This is a genomic window from Actinocorallia populi, assembly GCF_002995495.1.
GTDB classification, from domain to species: Bacteria; Actinomycetota; Actinomycetes; order Streptosporangiales; family Streptosporangiaceae; genus Actinocorallia; species Actinocorallia populi.
In genome coordinates, this window is the sequence record NZ_PVZV01000003.1 from 60,173 (window position 1) to 75,944 (window position 15,772).

Annotated in this window: 15 protein-coding genes; 11 read left to right on the forward strand and 4 right to left on the reverse strand. The window is 74.4% G+C overall.

The window, feature by feature from the left end; all coding sequences use genetic code 11:
- Positions 1-8: 8 nt before the first annotated feature.
- Complete coding sequence (locus tag C2865_RS13420) at positions 9-695, reverse strand: TetR/AcrR family transcriptional regulator (RefSeq protein WP_106398798.1); 687 nt, start codon at positions 693-695, stop codon at positions 9-11.
- A gap of 102 nt (positions 696-797) precedes the next feature.
- Between C2865_RS13420 and C2865_RS13425 the strand changes: the two genes are divergently transcribed.
- Both C2865_RS13425 and C2865_RS13430 read left to right on the forward strand, forming a co-directional pair.
- Positions 798-1,358, forward strand: coding sequence for an NAD(P)H-dependent oxidoreductase (locus C2865_RS13425; RefSeq protein WP_106398799.1), 561 nt, complete (start codon positions 798-800; stop codon positions 1,356-1,358).
- A 121-nt stretch (positions 1,359-1,479) separates the two neighbouring features.
- The gene (locus C2865_RS13430; RefSeq protein ID WP_232835579.1) at positions 1,480-3,018 is read left to right on the forward strand and encodes an alkaline phosphatase D family protein; all 1,539 of its coding nucleotides are present in this window, start codon (positions 1,480-1,482) and stop codon (positions 3,016-3,018) included.
- A 69-nt stretch (positions 3,019-3,087) separates the two neighbouring features.
- Here the strand turns inward: C2865_RS13430 and C2865_RS13435 are convergent, their stop codons facing one another.
- The gene (locus tag C2865_RS13435) at positions 3,088-4,380 is read right to left on the reverse strand and encodes an FG-GAP and VCBS repeat-containing protein (protein WP_198653304.1); all 1,293 of its coding nucleotides are present in this window, start codon (positions 4,378-4,380) and stop codon (positions 3,088-3,090) included.
- Between the two features lie 265 nt (positions 4,381-4,645).
- Between C2865_RS13435 and C2865_RS13440 the strand changes: the two genes are divergently transcribed.
- From C2865_RS13440 to C2865_RS13455, 4 genes are all read left to right on the forward strand, one after another.
- The gene (locus C2865_RS13440; protein ID WP_106398801.1) at positions 4,646-6,232 is read left to right on the forward strand and encodes a PAS domain-containing sensor histidine kinase; all 1,587 of its coding nucleotides are present in this window, start codon (positions 4,646-4,648) and stop codon (positions 6,230-6,232) included.
- A 198-nt stretch (positions 6,233-6,430) separates the two neighbouring features.
- Positions 6,431-7,705: a serine/threonine-protein kinase gene (locus C2865_RS39975; RefSeq protein ID WP_198653305.1), complete on the forward strand. Its 1,275-nt coding sequence runs from the start codon at positions 6,431-6,433 to the stop codon at positions 7,703-7,705.
- Complete coding sequence (locus tag C2865_RS13450; protein WP_106398802.1) at positions 7,702-8,742, forward strand: serine/threonine-protein kinase; 1,041 nt, start codon at positions 7,702-7,704, stop codon at positions 8,740-8,742. Before C2865_RS39975 ends, C2865_RS13450 begins: the two co-directional genes overlap by 4 nt.
- A complete protein-coding gene (locus C2865_RS13455) occupies positions 8,709-9,083 on the forward strand; it encodes a hypothetical protein (RefSeq protein ID WP_157963693.1) in 375 nt (124 codons plus the stop codon). The genes C2865_RS13450 and C2865_RS13455 overlap by 34 nt, the downstream gene beginning before the upstream one ends.
- 92 nt (positions 9,084-9,175) lie before the next feature.
- On the opposite strand, the gene C2865_RS13460 is transcribed toward C2865_RS13455, so the two are convergent.
- Positions 9,176-9,991, reverse strand: a complete 816-nt coding sequence (locus C2865_RS13460) for an SDR family NAD(P)-dependent oxidoreductase (protein ID WP_106398804.1) — start codon at positions 9,989-9,991, stop codon at positions 9,176-9,178.
- A 139-nt stretch (positions 9,992-10,130) separates the two neighbouring features.
- Here C2865_RS13460 and C2865_RS13465 point away from each other — a divergent pair, with 139 nt between their 5' ends.
- Complete coding sequence (locus tag C2865_RS13465; RefSeq protein ID WP_232835580.1) at positions 10,131-10,721, forward strand: TetR family transcriptional regulator; 591 nt, start codon at positions 10,131-10,133, stop codon at positions 10,719-10,721.
- A 162-nt stretch (positions 10,722-10,883) separates the two neighbouring features.
- Here C2865_RS13465 and C2865_RS13470 read toward each other — a convergent pair whose 3' ends face one another.
- Complete coding sequence (locus C2865_RS13470) at positions 10,884-11,660, reverse strand: IclR family transcriptional regulator (RefSeq protein WP_106398805.1); 777 nt, start codon at positions 11,658-11,660, stop codon at positions 10,884-10,886.
- A gap of 66 nt (positions 11,661-11,726) precedes the next feature.
- Here C2865_RS13470 and C2865_RS13475 point away from each other — a divergent pair, with 66 nt between their 5' ends.
- The 4 genes from C2865_RS13475 to C2865_RS13490 are packed head-to-tail and all read left to right on the forward strand — an operon-like array spanning position 11,727 to position 15,755.
- Positions 11,727-12,884 carry a cupin domain-containing protein gene (locus C2865_RS13475; protein ID WP_106398806.1) on the forward strand — a complete coding sequence of 386 codons (1,158 nt, stop codon included), beginning with the start codon at positions 11,727-11,729 and terminating at the stop codon, positions 12,882-12,884.
- The gene (locus C2865_RS13480) at positions 12,881-13,726 is read left to right on the forward strand and encodes a fumarylacetoacetate hydrolase family protein (protein ID WP_106398807.1); all 846 of its coding nucleotides are present in this window, start codon (positions 12,881-12,883) and stop codon (positions 13,724-13,726) included. Before C2865_RS13475 ends, C2865_RS13480 begins: the two co-directional genes overlap by 4 nt.
- The gene (locus C2865_RS13485; RefSeq protein ID WP_106398808.1) at positions 13,726-14,436 is read left to right on the forward strand and encodes a maleylpyruvate isomerase family mycothiol-dependent enzyme; all 711 of its coding nucleotides are present in this window, start codon (positions 13,726-13,728) and stop codon (positions 14,434-14,436) included. Before C2865_RS13480 ends, C2865_RS13485 begins: the two co-directional genes overlap by 1 nt.
- A gap of 26 nt (positions 14,437-14,462) precedes the next feature.
- Complete coding sequence (locus C2865_RS13490; RefSeq protein ID WP_198653306.1) at positions 14,463-15,755, forward strand: FAD-dependent oxidoreductase; 1,293 nt, start codon at positions 14,463-14,465, stop codon at positions 15,753-15,755.
- Positions 15,756-15,772 lie beyond the last annotated feature (17 nt).

Genomic DNA, 15,772 nt, shown 5'->3' on the forward strand with positions numbered 1-15,772 from the left:
CAGCCGGTCTAGTTTTCCGCCGGGGCGGCCTCCGGCCCCGGGGACCGCCCCGGCGCGGTGAGGCGGTCGACCAGGTCCCGCCAGCCGTCCTCCAGGCGCTCGAGGGTCATGCCGCGCTCGCTGAGCAGGTGGTGGACGAGCACGGTGTCGAGGTATCCCAGCAGGGTCTGGCCGAGCAGCTCGACGTCACCGCCGGCCCCCGCCTGGCGCAGCAGCAGGGCGACATGGACGAACCGCGCGCCGTGGACGGGCCCGGTGTAGCGGTGGACCAGGTCCGCGTTGATGGCGGCGTACAGGTCGTGCCGGTCGAGCTCGTGGCGCAGCACGGCGGGCCCGAAGGCCTTCAGCCGCTCGACGGGAGGGGCGCCGGGGCCCAGCGGGGGCGGGCCGGAGATGAACGCCCCCTGGAGCCGCCGCTCGTGGTGGTCCAGCAGGGCATGCAGCAGGCCCATGCGGTTGCCGAAGCGCCGGGAGACGGTGCCCTTGCCGACCTGGGCGGCGGCCGCGACGGCCTCCATGGTGATGCTCGCCACGCCGCCCTCCTCCAGCAGGCGGGCGGCCTCCTCCAGCAGGCGGGTGCGGTTGCGCGCCGCGTCCGCCCTCAGCCGGGACGGGCCGCCGACCGGGGCGAGGACGGCCTCCCGCCGCACGATCGCGGAAAGGGGGGACGCCGAGGGCGGAGGGGTGGCGCTCATACGGAGAGACTAGCGCCCGCGGAATAACCGGGACGCGTCCCGGTTATAGTGTCACGAGAAACGGGACGCGTCCCGCTTAACTTGCCACCAAGGAGTCTCCCCATGTCCGTCCGTGTCCTCGCCCTCGTCGGCAGCCTCCGCGCCGGCTCGCACAACCTCCAGCTCGCCCACCTCGCCGCCCGGCTCTCCCCCGAGGGCACCGAGATCAGCGTGTACGAGGGGCTGGGCGACCTGCCCTTCTACAACGAGGACATCGACCGCGAGGGCCTCCTGCCCGACGCCGCCGCGCGCCTGCGCCGGGCCGCCGCGGAGGCGGACACGCTCGTGCTGTTCACGCCCGAGTACAACGGCACGATGCCCGCCGTGCTGAAGAACGCGATCGACTGGCTGTCCCGCCCGTTCGGGGCCGGTGCGCTGACCGGAAAGCCCGTCGCCGTGATCGGCACCGCCTACGGCCAGTACGGCGGCGTCTGGGCCCACGACGAGGCGCGCAAGGCCGTGCGGATCGCGGGCGCGACCCCGCTGGAGGACATCACCCTGTCCATCCCCGGCTCGGTGGAGCGCTTCGCCGACATCCACCCCGGCGACGACCCCGAGGTCGTCGAGCGCCTCACCGACGTCATCACCCGCCTCGCCGAGGCCACGGCCCCGCAGGCCGCCTGACCGCCGTCCGCGCCGTCCGAGCCTCCGGAGGGTCCGCGGCCCCGCGACCTGTCCGCTGAGGTCCGCCGGGTGCTCAGCCTGGCTTCACCCGGCGTTCGTGCCGGTCATCTGCACTGGCACCGTGGAGACAACGCGAAGAGGCGTCATTGCGGCGGGTGGACTGAGCGCCCTGGGACTGGTCTGCGGGCCCACCGGCCCCGCGTCGGCGGCCGCGCCCGACCCGTTCCGGCTGGGGATCGCCTCCGGCGACCCCCGGCCGGACGGGATGGTGCTGTGGACGAGGCTCGCACCCCGCCCGCTCGCCGAAGACGGCCTCGGCGGGATGGGTTCCGGGAGCGTCGAGGTGCGGTGGCAGATCGCCTCCGACGAACGGTTCCGGCGGATCGTCCGGCAGGGGACGGCCACCGCGCGGGCCTCCGGCGGGTTCGCGGTGCACGTCGAGCCGCGCGGGCTCCAGCCGGGGCGGGAGTACTTCTACCGGTTCCGCGCCCGGGGCCACCTGTCCCCCGCCGGCCGGACGCGCACCGCCCCGGCGCGCGGCGCGCTGACGCCGATGACGTTCGCGGCGGCGTCCTGCTCGCACTACGAGCACGGGTACTTCACCGCCTACCGGCGGATGGCCGAGCAGGACCCCGACCTGGTCCTGCACCTCGGCGACTACATGTACGAGTACGCGCCCGGCTCGTACGGCGGCTCGAACGGCGTCGTGCGCAGGCACACCGGCGGCAAGTGCCAGACGCTCACCGACTACCGGCGGCGGCACGCCCAGTACAAGAGCGACCCCGACCTGCGCGCCGCGCACGCCGCCGCGCCCTGGGCCGTCATCTGGGACGACCACGAACTGGAGGACAACTGGGCCGGGGGCAATCCCGGCTCGGGCGTCCCGGGGTTCACCGCACGCAAGAGGGCCGCGATGCGCGCCTATTACGAGAACATGCCGCTGCGCGCGTCGTCCCGCCCGTCCGGGACGACGATGCAGTTGTTCCGCAGGCTCTCGTGGGGCGCGCTCGCCTCCTTCCACCTGCTCGACACCCGCCAGTACCGCACCGACCAGCCCTGCGACGACTGGCTGCGGACCGGCTGCGACTCGCGGACGAACCCGTCGCACCGGGTCCTCGGCTCCCGGCAGCTGAAGTGGCTGGAGTCCGGCCTGCGCGCCTCGGGCGCCCGGTGGGACGTCCTCGGCCAGCAGATCTTCCTCGCCCAGCGGGACTTCGCGCTCGGCCCCGCCGTCAAGTCCGGCATGGACTCCTGGGACGGCTACACCGCCGAACGCGACCGCCTTTTCGACGCCGTCCAGCGCTCGGGCGCACGCAACCCCGTCGTCCTCACCGGCGACGTCCACACCGCCTTCGCCGGCGACCTGCTCCGCGACTTCGACGACCCGTCCTCCGCCCGCATCGGCGTCGAACTCGTCGCCACCTCGATCGCCAGCGACGGCGACGGCTACCGCGACCGGGGCGTCAACGCCGCCCTCCTGGCGGAGAACCCGCACTTCGCCTTCGTCGACCAGCGCCGCGGCTACGTCCTCGGCAGGCTCGCCCCCGAGGCCCTCACCGCCGACTTCCACACCCTGGAGTACGTCTCGCGGCGCGGCGCCCCCGCCCGCCGCGCCGCCCGCTTCACCGTCCCGGACGGCGCCCGCTCCCTGGCCCGCTGAACCACCCGGCGGAAAGCCCGACGCCCCGGCCTCGCCGGGGCGTCTTCGGTTCTCCGGGAGGGGGCGGCCTCAGCCGAAGGAGAAGCCGGTCAGACCCCGGCCTTCGAGCGGGAGCCTGGTGCGGCTCCGGTAGACGCCGCCGGTGAAACCGCCGTCGCCGGGGGCCCCGACCGTCAGGACGCCGCCGGCGATCTTCAGCGCGTTGCCGTAGTGGGCCGCGGCGCCGAGGCCGGAGGTGACGAGTTCCGCCTTGCGCGCGGTCAGGCCGTGCCGTCTGCGGCCCCGGAGGATCTGGACGGAGCCGGAACCGGGGATGCCGACCGCGAGGTCGGCGGTCCCGTCCCCGTTCAGGTCGCCCGCCGCCAGGGCCGCGCCGAACAGGTCGTTGCGGCGGGCGTTCCCGGCCAGGCCTCCGGTGAGCCGGTTCCACATCGGGCCCTCCTCCTTGAAGGACGGCCCGTACAGGACGTGGACGGCGCCCTCGCCGAAGCCCCGGTTCTTGTCGGTGAGCGCCTCGCCGGGAACGCCGACCGCCAGGTCGTCCCGCCCGTCGGCGTCGAAGTCGGCGGCCGCGAGGGCGCTGCCGAACCCGTCGTTGCGTTCGGGGGAGCCGCGCAGCCTGCCCGCCTGGGAGATGTTGCGGCCCGTGGAGCGGACGGCGTCCAGGATCGTCACCGAGCCCTCGCCCCGGTGCCCGTCGCCGGGCAGGCCGACCGCGAGCTCGTCGCGCCCCCTGCCGTCGAAGTTCCCGGCGGCGAGGACCGCCCCGAACGCGTCCGTCTGCGCCTTGCGCCTGCCCTTCCGCCCGATGGAGGCGGTGAAGACCTTGCGCCCCTTCAGCCCGTCGGCGCGCAGCCCGAAAACCGCGACCGCTCCCCCGCCCCTGCGTCCCGGCGCCCCCGCGGCGAGTTCGAGGTCGCGGTCCCCGTCCAGATCGGCCGCGACGAGGGCCGTGCCGAACTGGTCGCCGCCGGGCGAGGGCAGCCGCAGCACCGGCCCCCGCCGCAACCCGCCTTCTGCTCCCAGGTACACCTCGACCGTTTCCGTGCCCGGAGCCCCCACCGCGAGGTCGGCGCAGCGGTCGCCGTCGAGGTCCCCGACGGCCAGCGCGGCCCCGAAACCGCCCCCGCGCCGCGCGTCCGCCGGGACCAGCCACTCCTGCCGCCCGTCCCCGTACAGGATTCCCACCTGCCCGGCACGGGCCTGCCCGCCGGCCGCCGCCGAGGGCGCTCCCGTCGCGAGATCCCGCCTGCCGTCGCCGTCGAAGTCGGAACCGCCCCGGCACTGCGCCGCCTGAGCCGCGGTTCCGGGCACCACCAGCATTCCCGCCACGAGGAGGGGGGCCATCACAAGGCTTCGCATGCCGCCAACGTCCCTTGCCGGCGGAACGCCCCGACAGCGGACGGATGTCTCCCCGGTGAAGCTTGTCCTGCCAACCGCCCGCCCCGGCGGCGCGGAGATCACGATCATCGGCATCGGCATCGGCCTCGGCCTCCGCGGACCTTCCGGGCGATCTCGACGACTCCGTGGGGCACGCCGTCCGCCCGTCCGGAACAGGCGGTGGAATCGGTAACGGCGGAAGGTGGTTGTACCGGTAGGACCCGAAACCGGGGTCGGGGGGGCGCAGATGACCGAGGTCGATTTCGAGAGCCTGTTCGACTCCGTGCCGGGTCCACTGGCTCTGATGTCGACGGACCTCGTGTTCCTCGCGGCGAACCGCGCCTACGAACGGCTGCTGAGCCGCCCGCGCGAGGACCTCATCGGAAGATACGTCTTCGACGTGTTCCCCGGCGGCCCCTCTCAGGAAGAGGTGGAGGCCTTGCGCTCCTCGCTGGAGAAGGCCGCCTCGGGCGAGATCGACCTCATGATGCTGCAGCGCTACGACGTGGAGGACCCCAGCGCACCGGGGAAATTCGAAGAGCGGTACTGGAATGTGGTCCATGCGCCGCTGCTGGACTCCGAGGGCACGGTTCGCGGGGTCATCGCCCAGCCCCAGGAAGTGACCTCTTTCGTCCAGAGGACGGACGGCGGCAGCCTCCAGCCCTCCGCGAGCAGCACCCTGACGCATCTCGCGGCGGTCGAGGCGCACCTGTTCTCCCAGACGAACCAGCTGCACGAGATCAACCAGCGGCTCCGCGACTCCCAGGTCCAGGAGCGCCAGAATTCCGAAGCCCTCCGGCAGGCGGTGCAGCAGCAGCGCGAGGCCGTCGCCGACACCTCCCACGACCTGCGCGGCCCCCTCACCGGCCTGCAGCTGCGCCTGCAGGAGGCTCTCGACGACTCCGAGGCCGACCCGCACGAGATCATGCTGACCGCCCTGCGCGACGCCGAGCGCCTCGGCGACATCGTCAGCGACCTGCTGGACCTGGCCCGCCTGGAGGCCGGATCCCCCGCCGAGACCCGGCCGGTCGACCTCGCCCGCCTGATCAGGGGCGAACTGGCCCAGGTCACCGCCAAGACCACCCTCGCCACGAGCCTGGACCCGGGGATCGTCGTGCAGGGCTCCCCCGTCCGGCTCGGCCGCCTGGTGAACAACCTGCTGGCCAACGCCCGCCGCCACGCGCGCACCCGGGTGGAGGTGTCCCTCAGAGCCGACGGCGGCCAGGCCGTCCTGGAAGTGAGGGACGACGGCCCCGGCATCCCCGACGACGAGAAGGAAGCCGTCTTCCGGCGCTTCTACCGCCGGTCCGACGCCCAGCGCAGCGACCCCGACGGAACCGGCCTCGGGCTGCCGATCTCCCGCCAGATCGCCCAGGCCCACGGGGGCACCCTGCACGCCGCCGACCACCCCGACGGCTCCCCCGGCGCCCGCCTCATCCTGCGCCTGCCCCTGGCGAACCGGTCCTTATCCGCAGGGCGCCGACCCGAGCGCGAGCCGCCTCCGGGCCGTCGACCACCGCAGGCACCACGTCCGCCGCGCCGCCGCCTTTCCCGACCGGCCCCGTTCCCCGCGGCCGGGTCCCGAAGGGCGGGGATGACGGGTCATTCCGCCAGGTCGAGGCGGGGCAGTCGGAGGGCGGCGGCGACGGCGGCGAACAGGGCGAGGGCTCCGAGGAAGGCGAGGGAGCCGGCGGGGAAGCCGATCTTGGAGTTGTGGGCGGCGGCCGTGTACAGGGTGTGGGCCGAGGCGAGCGCGGCGGGGACGGCGGCGATCCGGGCGGCGGTGCCCGCCTGGTCGAGGCGCAGCCAGAGCAGGGCGGTGACGCCGACGTAGAGGGCCGCCGTGACCGCGGCCAGCCAGATGGACGCCTTGTCCAGCGCCGTCCGGTCGTAGCCGTAGTGCCACAGGTCGTCGAAGGCCCAGTGCAGTCGCAGGGAAAGCCAGGCGAAAACGATGATCACGGCCAGCATCGCAAAGCGGGCACGCTTCTCCATGGCGGCATCATAAGTACCGAATTACGATCGGTCCACGATGACTGTTCCGGCGGACAGGTACGACCTCGTACGGCTGATCGGCGAGGGCGGGATGGGGCGGGTGTGGCGCGCTCACGACCGCGTCCTGGACCGGATCGTGGCGGTGAAGCAGGTCCGGTTCCCCGAAGGGATCCCGGACGGGGAGCGCATGGTGTTGTGCCGCCGGGCCGTCGGCGAGGCGCGGGCGGCGGCGGCCGTGCCGCACGCGTCGATCGTCGGCGTGCACGACGTGCTGGAGGTCGACGGCAGCCCGTGGATCGTGATGGAGCTCATCGAGGGCCGTTCGCTGCGCGAGGCCCTGCCGGTGGACCCCCGCGAGGCCGCCCGGATCGGGCTGGCCGTGCTGTCGGCGCTGACCGCGGCGCACGCCGCCGGGATCGTGCACCGCGACGTCACCCCGGGCAACGTGCTGCTGGCCGACGACGGGCGGGTGGTGCTGACCGACTTCGGGATCGCCGCGATCGACGGCGGGGAGGGCCTGACCCGCACCGGCGCCTTCGCCGGTTCACCGGGGTTCGTCCCGCCGGAACGCCTGTCCGGCGGCGTCCACGGCCCGGCCGGCGACCTGTTCGCGCTGGGCGCGACCCTGTACGCGGCGGTCGAGGGCCGCGACCCCTTCCTGCGCGCCACCGAGGCCGCGACGCTCGCGGCCACCGTGCTGGACAGGCCCGCCCGGCCCCGGCGGGCGGGCCCGCTCCGCGGGCCGTTCCTGAGGCTGCTGCGCAAGGACCCCGCCGACCGGCCCGGAGCGGCGGCGGTCGAGACGGCGCTGCGGCGGGCGGCCGGAGAACCCGTCTCATGGTGGGAGCGGATCTCCTGGCTGCCCGACACCCGCTGGGAGTACGCCTGGCTCGCGGCGGTGGCCTTGCTCGCGCTGGGATTCCTGCTGGGCGACCGGATACCGCTCGACACCCGCTACCGCGGCCTGGACGTGTGCGCGGTCGCCGCGGGCCTGCCCGGAACGCGATCACGCGACCCCGGCTCGGTCTGCACGTGGACGCTCGACGACGGCCGGACGTTGCGGGTGTACTGGTGGGACCTCCCCAACCCCCGCAGCGCCCGCATGGAATTCACCGCGATCCGCCGGGAGCGGGCGAAGAACCAGGGTGAGGCACCGCTGTCCGGCCTCGGTGACGCGGCCTTCCGGACCGCGGACGGCGGGGAGGCCGTGTTCCGCGACGGCGCGCTGGTCGTCTCCGTCCGCCTCGACGAGGGCGGTTACGGCGTCTATCCGGAACGGTTGTGGGCTGCGGTGCGGAAGGTACGGCGATGATGCGGATCGCGGGCCGGTACGAGTTGCGCGAGGTGATCGGCGGGGGCGGGATGGGCCGCGTCTGGCGGGCCTTCGACGACGTCGCCCGCCGCGAGGTCGCGGTCAAGGAGATGTACGAGCGGGTCGGCACCGAACGGGCGCTGCGCGAGGCGCGGGCGATGGCCCGGCTCCAGCACCCGGAGATCGTCCGCGTCCACGACGTCCTGATGTGGGGAGACCGGCCGTGGATCGTGATGGAGTTCCTCGACGGCACGCCGCTGGACGAGCTGATCGAACGGAACGGGCGGCTGCCCCCGCACCGGGTCGCCGAGATCGGCCGGGCCGTGCTGCGCGCCCTGCGCCACGCCCACGACCAGGGCATCGTGCACCGGGACGTCAAGCCCGGCAACGTCTTCGTCCGCACCGACGGCCGCGTCGTGCTCACCGACTTCGGCATCGCCAGCCTCGACGGCCAGGAACGCCTGACCGCCACCGGGTACCCGATCGGGACGCCCGGCTACATCGCCCCCGAGCGGCTCCGCCACGCCGACCTGCCGCCCGAGCCGGCGTCGGACCTGTTCTCGCTCGGCGCCCTCCTGTACGCGGCGCTGACCGGCCGTGCGCCTTTCGCCCGCGACACGCCGCTGGCATCGCTGACCGCCCCGCTCACCGACCGGCCCTCCCGGCCGCACGGGCCGCCGCGCCTGGTCGGGGCCGTCATGGGGCTGCTGTCCGCCGACCCCCGCAGACGCGCGGGCGCGGCCGCCCGGCTGGACTCCCCGCTGGTGGCCGCGCCCGGTCCCGCCCCCCGCCGGGCGGTCCACGCCCTCGAGGCGGTCCTGGTCGCCGCGGCCCTCGCCGGCCTGGCCGTCGGGCTCGGCCTGGCGGTCAAGGGCGGGCCCGACCCCGTGCCGCTCCGCCCCCAGGTCACCCCCGTCCTCACCGACCCGGCGCGGATCCTCCCCTCCTACGACCCCCTGGTCTCTCCGCCGCCTCTCCCGATCCCGACCCCGACGCTGGACCTATGCGACCTGAACCTCGAACCCGGCTGGTGCTGACCGCGCTGCGCCTGCACGCCCTGCTCGCCGTCCTGCTCGCGCTGTCGGCGGTCTATCCGCTGGTCCGGGCGTCCGGCGGCGCGTACGCCGCCGACGGCCGCTGGCACGAACTGTCCGCGGCCCTGCTCCTGGCCGCGCTCACCGCCGCCGTCCTCACCCGCCCGATCCGCCGCGCCACCCGCCGCCAGTGGCTGCTCGCCCTCGCCGCGCACGCCCTCCTGCTGGCCGTCCTCCTCGAGTTCGCCCTGTCCACCGGCCCCGCCTACACCTGGCTTCCGGCCCTGCCCGTCATCGCCATGACCGGCTTCCTGACCGTCGCCGTCCCCGCCCTGCCCGGCTGACGCGCGGCCGGCGGCGTCCGGGCCCGAGGACCCCCGCCCGCGAGTCCCTCCGGCGCGGCGGCCGGTGGCGCGAGGGCCGCGCGCCCGCGGGGTCAGGCCATGGTGCCGCCGTCGGCGAGGAGCGTGCTCCCCGTCATGAAGGCCGACATGTCGGATGCGCAGAACAGCACGATACGCGCGATGTCGTCCGGGACCCCGCCCCTGCCGATCGGCGCGGTGAACATGAGGTCGGTCGGCGGCATGTCGTCCGGGTCGACCCCGGCGGCGACCGCCGCCAGCATGTTGCCCTCGGTGGGGACGAAGCTCGGCGCCACGCCGAGCACCCGGATGCCCAGCGGCGCGAGCTCGAGTGCCATCTCGCGGGTGAGGCCGCGGACCGCGTGCTTGGAGCCGACATAGGCCGCCAGGCCGGGCGCGCTGCCGCGGAAACCGGCGGTCGACACGACGTTCACGATCACGCCGCCCTTCCCGCCCGCCGCCATCTGCCGCGCCGCCTCGCGCGCGCCGACGAAGGTGCCGCGCGCGTTCACCGCGAAGACCTGATCCCAGGTCTCCTCGCTCATCTCCAGGAGGGGGACCGCGGGGAAGACACCCGCGTTGTTCACCCAGATCTCGAGACCGCCCAGCTCGGCGGCCGCACGAGCCGCGACGTCCGCCACGGACGCCGCGTCGGTGACGTCCATGGCGGTGCTGAGCGCCCGAACCCCGTACCGTTCGGCGAGCTCCCCGGCCGTGGACGCGGCGAGCCCCTCCTCGATGTCGCCGATCACCAGATCGGCTCCCGCCTCGGCCAGCCGCGACGCGATCGCCTTGCCGAGACCGCGCGCCCCTCCCGTCACGACCGCGCGCCGGCCCCGCAGGGAGACGAGCTCCGCGAGCGAACTGTTCGACACCTCGGCGGTGGACATCCTTCGGCTCCTTCTGTCCTCGGCCCGAACGGAATGCCGTCCCGGGCATGAAATCACATACCGGTCATGAAACTGAGTGTCAGCCTAGCAATGGCATTCCAGACCCAAGACCGGATACCGCACTTGGTAACATCCACCGGTGGAAGACTCGACGCGCGTGACGACGACCAGGGACATCGCCCGTACGGCCATCCGGTCCGAGCTGGCCCGCGCGGCCATCGAGCTGTTCCGCCGCGAGGGCTTCGACCGGGTCACCCTCAACGACGTCGCCGTGGCCGCCGGCGTCTCCCGCAGCACCTTCCTGCGCTACTTCGGCAGCAAGGAGGAGGCCGTCCTCGGCGCCATGGACGACCTGGGCGGCCAGGCCGCCGCCGCCCTCCGGGCACGGCCCTGTGGCGAGAGCGACTGGACCGCCCTGCGCCGCTGCCTCGACCCCTTCCTCGAGGCCTACCGCGCCGACCCGTCCGGCACCCTCACCATCACCCGCCTCATCCAGGAGAGCCCCGCCCTGCGCAACCGCCAGCTCGAGAAGCAGGCGAGCTGGCTGCCCGCCCTGGCCCTGGCCCTGGCCGACCGCTCCCCCCGGCCCGACCCGCTGGCCGCCTCCGTCCGCGCCGCCGCCGCCCTCGACTGCCTCAGCATCGCCGTCACCCACTGGACGGCCTCCGACGGCGCCGAGGACCTCGCCGCCCTCCTGGACCGCGCCTTCGCCGCACTCGCCACCGCCTGAGAGCACGCCACGCACGACCTTCCCGGGCCTCCGTCGAAGCGGCCGCGCCCCGAGCGCCGCCCGGCGGGAGAACCGTCCACCCGCCGGTTCAGGCAGAACGGACGAAGCGAAGCGGCCGCGCCCGGACGCCGCCCGGCGGGCGAGGCCGTCCGCCCCGCCGGTTCAGGCGGAGCGGGCGAGATCGGCCTCGATGGCGGCGGCGGCGCGGGAGAGGGTGTCGACCAGCGACGGCAGCCGGTGCCGGTCGTAGCGTCCGCTGGGCATCGACACCGACAGGCCCGCGAGCGCGGTTCTGTCCGGGGCCCGGACCGGTACGCCGAGCGCCACCACGCCGCGCTCCGAGCGGCCCTGGTTGAGCACGAAACCGTTGCGCCGCACCCGGGCCAGCTCGGCGCGCAGGCGGACCAGGTCCGGCCGGTCGGCGGGGCGGTCGGCGTACCGTTCGGCCGGGTAGACGCCCTCCAGCTCCGCGCCGGGGATCTCGGCCAGCAGCAGGAGCCCGGCGGTGGTGCGGTGCGCGGGGAAGACCATGCCCTCGCGGGAGCCGACCCGCAGGCTCTGGGAGCATTCGACGCTGGCGATGAACCGGACCGTGTCGCCGGTGCGCACCGCCAGGTTCGCGGACTCGTCGAGCACGCCGACCAGCCGGTGCAGGTGCGGCAGGGCCGCCGCCCGCAGCCGGGACGCGGCCGAGGGCGAGTGGGCGGCGAGCTCCAGGACCGGGCCCGCCCGGTAGAGGCGCCGCTCGTCCTGGACCGCGAAGTCCCGGTACACCAGCATCGCGAGCAGCCGGTGCGCGGTGGAGCGGGCCACGCCCAGCCGCTCGGCGACCTCCGAGACGGTCAGCTCGCCCTCCAGCTGCAGCATCGCGGCGATCCGCAACGCGTGGTCCACGCTGTTGACCAGGTAGGCGGGCGGGTTCTTCAGCGGTTTGTCCACGATCCCTCGATTCTGCACAGCAGAATTATCAGTTCTCCATAGTGAGACAGCAGCCACACTAGCCGCATGAGCACCCCTGTGACCACGCCAGAGTCGCCGGTGCGGCTCCGTGCGATCGACGCGCCGGGCCAGCCCGACGCCACCCCCGCGCTCGAAGACCTCTACCGCGGCTTCGAGCGGGAACTGCTGGTGCCGCTGTGGACGGAGATCGGCGACCTGATGCCGGCGCATCCCCGTTCGCGCGCGGTGCCGCACCTGTGGCGCTGGGAGAACCTGCGCCGGCTCGCCGCGCAGGCCGGCGACCTCGTCCCGGTCGGCCGCGGCGGGGAGCGGCGGGCGATCGCGCTGGCGAACCCGGGCCTGGGCGGCAGGCCGTTCGCGACGCCCACGCTGTGGGCGGCGATCCAGTACCTGATGCCCGGCGAGGACGCCCCCGAGCACCGCCACACCCAGCACGCCTTCCGCTTCGTCGTCGAGGGCGAGGGCGTGTGGACGGTCGTGAACGGCGACGCCGTCCCGATGCGCCGCGGCGACTTCCTGCCGCAGGCCGGCTGGAACCGGCACGCCCACCACAACGCGACCGGCCGGCCGATGGCCTGGATCGACGGCCTCGACATCCCGTTCCAGTACCTCACCGAGGCGCAGTTCTTCGAGTTCGGCCGCGACGAGATCAGCGACGCCGAGCGGATCACGCCCGAGCGCTCCCGCTCCGAGCGGCTGTGGGCCCACCCGGGGCTGCGCCCGCTGTCCGTCGGCGAGCTCTCCCCCGGCACCCCCCTGCTGTCCTACAAGTGGGAGTTCACCGACCGCGCCCTGGCCGACCAGCTCTCCCTGGAGTCCGAGGGCTTCGGCGGCACCGTCGAACCCGGCCACGCCGCCGTCCGCTACACCGACCCGGCCACCGGCGCCGACGTCCTGCCCACCCTCCGCGTCGAGATGCACCGCGTCGTCCGCGGCGCGCAGACCACCCCGGTCCGCGAGACCGGATCGTCGGTCTACCAGGTCTTCGACGGCTCCGGCACCGTCACCGTCGGGGACCGCACCTGGTCGGTCGCCCGCGGCGACCTGTTCGTCGTCCCGTCCTGGGAGCCCTTCTCGGCCCGGTCCGAGGCCGGCTCCACCGACTCCGACTCGGGCGCGCTGGACCTGTTCCGGTTCAGCGACTCCCCGGTCTTCGAAGCCCTCCGGCTCCACCGCACCCACCACGAAGGGACCACCCGATGAAGCTCGCCACCCTCCGCGTCAACGGCTCGACCCGGGCCGTACGGCTCGACGGCGACCGGCTGGTCGACCTCGGCGCCGCCGACCTCGGCGAGTTCCTCTCCCGGGACGGCTGGGCCGAGCAGGCCGCGGCCGCCGACGCCGCCACCGCCGGGACCTACCCCGCCGAGGGCGCGGACTTCGCCCCGGTCGTCCCGGCGCCCTCGAAGGTCGTCTGCGTGGGCCTGAACTACAAGAACCACATCCAGGAGATGGGGCGCGACCTGCCGCAGCACCCCACCCTGTTCGCGAAGTTCGCCGACTGCCTCATCGGCGCCGCCGACGACATCGCCCGCCCCGCCGAGACCGAGGCGTTCGACTGGGAGGTCGAGCTCGCCGTCGTGATCGGCAGGCCCGTCCGCCGCGCCAGGGGCGCCGAGGCCGAGGCCGCGATCGCCGGGTTCACCGTCCTCAACGACATCACCTGCCGGGACTGGCAGTTCCGCACCCGCGAGTGGCTGCAGGGCAAGATGTGGGACTCCTCCACCCCCGTCGGCCCCTACGTCGTCACCCCCGACGAGCTGCCCGGCGGCGTGCGCCCCGAGCTGGAGGTCAGGCTCAGCGTCGACGGCGAGGTCATGCAGCACGACAACACCGGCGACCTGCTCTTCGACCCGGTCGCGCTGGTGGAGTACGTCTCGACCGTCGTGCGGCTCAATCCCGGCGACATCATCGCGACCGGCACCCCGGGCGGCGTCGGCCACGCCCGCGACCCCAAGCGCTACCTGACCGGCGGCGAGCGCGTCGTCACCGAGATCCAGGGCATCGGCCGGCTCGAGAACACCGTGGCCGAGGACGCGGCCTGATGCGCCGCACCTTCGAAGACGCACTCAGCTGGAGCGCGACGGGAACCAGGCTGTTCCTCGACGCCGCCGCCGGATGGGGCGAAGAGCAGTACCTCGCCCCGTCCGGGCTCCCCGGCTGGACCCGCAAGCACCTGGTCGCGCACGTGGCGGCGAACGCCGACGCGCTGGGCAACCTGGTGCGCTGGGCCGCCACCGGCGAAGAGACCCCGATGTACTCCTCGATGGAGCAGCGCAACGCCGACATCGAGGCCGGCTCCGTCAAGCCGGCCGCCGAGCTGGCCGCCTGGCTGCACGGGTCCGCGGACCGGCTCACCGCGGGCACCGTCGCCCTGAGCTCCGCGCAGTGGGACGCCGAGGTGGTCACCGCCCAGGGGCGCACGGTCCCCGCGACCGAGATCCCGTGGCTGCGTGCACGCGAGGTCTGCGTGCACGCCGTCGACCTGGCCGCAGGCGTCTCCTTCGCCGACCTGCCCGCCGGGTTCCTGACCGCCCTGGCCGACGACATCACGGGCAAGCGCCGCAACGCCCCCGGACCCGCGGTCGTCCTCACCGCCGCCGACACCGGCGACGGCTGGGAACTGCCCGGGGAAGGCGACACCACCGCGGTCACCGGCCCGCTCGCGGAGGTCGCGGCGTATCTCGCCGGCCGCCCGCACGCCCTGACCGCGACCGACGGCTCCCCCGCTCCGGCACTGCCGGCGTGGTTGTGAGCGTCCACGGCACCGAGGAGAACGACGTGAGCACACCCACCTCCGCGAACCCCGTCGACGTCCTGATCGTCGGAGGCGGCATCGGCGGCCTGAGCGCGGCCTTCGCCCTGGCCCGCGAGGGCCTGCGGGTGCGCGTGCTGGAGCAGGCCCGCGAGTTCGGCGAGGTCGGCGCGGGCCTGCAGATCGCGCCCAACTGCACCCGGATCCTGCACGACTACGGCCTGCTCGAGGAGGCCAAGAGCCTCGGCGTGCTGCCGAAGAGCATGGTGATGCGCGACGCCGTCGACGGCAGCGAGCTGACCCGGCTGGACCTGGTCGACCTGGAACGCGAGTACGGCTTCCCGTACATGGTCATCCACCGCAGCGACCTGCACGGCATCTTCCTGCGCGCCTGCCGGCGCGCGGGAGTCGACCTGGTCACCGACGCCCGGGTCACCGGCTACGCGAACACCGCGTCCGGCGCCCGGGTGCTGCTGGCGGACGGCCGCGCCGACGCCGCACGGATCGTCATCGCCGCCGACGGCCTGCACTCGGTCGCGCGCGGGCTCCTGGTCGAGGACGAGCCGGTCAGCTCCTCCTACGTCGCCTACCGGGCCGCGGTCCCCATCGAGCAGGCGGGCCGCGACGTCGACCTCGGCGAGGTCTCGGTCCACGTCGGGCCGCGCTGCCACTTCGTCCACTACGGGCTGCGCGGCGGCGAGATGCTCAACCAGGTCGCGGTCTTCGAGTCGCCCAAGGCCCTCGCGGGCGAGGCCGACTGGGGGACGCCCGACGAGCTCGACGCCGCCTTCGCCGCCACCTGCCCGGACGTCCGGGCGGGCATCCCGCTGATGTGGCGCGACCGGTGGTGGCGGATGTTCGACCGCGACCCGGTCATGACCTGGGTCGACGGGAACATCGTGCTGCTCGGCGACGCCGCCCACCCGCCGCTGCAGTACATGGCGCAGGGCGCGATCATGGCCGTCGAGGACGGCTGGGTGCTCGCCCGGCACGTCGCGGCGCGCCGCGGCGCGGACGGTTCGGTCGACTGGCGGGGCGCGCTCGCGGCGTACGAGGCGGTCCGCCCCGAGCACTGCCGCCGGGTGGTGGAGACGGCCCGCGCCTGGGGCGAGCTGTGGCACCTCGACGGCGTCGCGCGGCTGCGGCGCAACGTGCTCCTGCGGGCCCGCGACACCCTCGACTACTCCTTCACCGACTGGATCTACGGCCCGACGGCCCTGACCCCCGAGGAGGAGCCGCCGATGTTCACCCCGATCCCCCTGGACTCCGTCGACGTGTCCGGCGTTCCGGAGCCCTCGGAGCCGGCCGGCGTCCGCTGACCGCGTGCAGGCCCGGC

Bases quoted from the DNA above. Each gene is read 5' to 3' on its own strand.
- C2865_RS13450 (WP_106398802.1), top strand. From the start codon at position 7,702: ATGATGCGGATCGCGGGCCGGTACGAGTTGCGCGAGGTGATCGGCGGG.
- C2865_RS13460 (WP_106398804.1), bottom strand. From the start codon at position 9,991: ATGTCCACCGCCGAGGTGTCGAACAGTTCGCTCGCGGAGCTCGTCTCC.
- C2865_RS13480 (WP_106398807.1), top strand. From the start codon at position 12,881: ATGAAGCTCGCCACCCTCCGCGTCAACGGCTCGACCCGGGCCGTACGG.
- C2865_RS13475 (WP_106398806.1), top strand. From the start codon at position 11,727: ATGAGCACCCCTGTGACCACGCCAGAGTCGCCGGTGCGGCTCCGTGCG.
- C2865_RS13485 (WP_106398808.1), top strand. From the start codon at position 13,726: ATGCGCCGCACCTTCGAAGACGCACTCAGCTGGAGCGCGACGGGAACC.
- C2865_RS13425 (WP_106398799.1), top strand. From the start codon at position 798: ATGTCCGTCCGTGTCCTCGCCCTCGTCGGCAGCCTCCGCGCCGGCTCG.
- C2865_RS13420 (WP_106398798.1), bottom strand. From the start codon at position 695: ATGAGCGCCACCCCTCCGCCCTCGGCGTCCCCCCTTTCCGCGATCGTG.
- C2865_RS13435 (WP_198653304.1), bottom strand. From the start codon at position 4,380: ATGCGAAGCCTTGTGATGGCCCCCCTCCTCGTGGCGGGAATGCTGGTG.
- C2865_RS13455 (WP_157963693.1), top strand. From the start codon at position 8,709: ATGCGACCTGAACCTCGAACCCGGCTGGTGCTGACCGCGCTGCGCCTG.
- C2865_RS39975 (WP_198653305.1), top strand. From the start codon at position 6,431: ATGACTGTTCCGGCGGACAGGTACGACCTCGTACGGCTGATCGGCGAG.
- C2865_RS13440 (WP_106398801.1), top strand. From the start codon at position 4,646: ATGACCGAGGTCGATTTCGAGAGCCTGTTCGACTCCGTGCCGGGTCCA.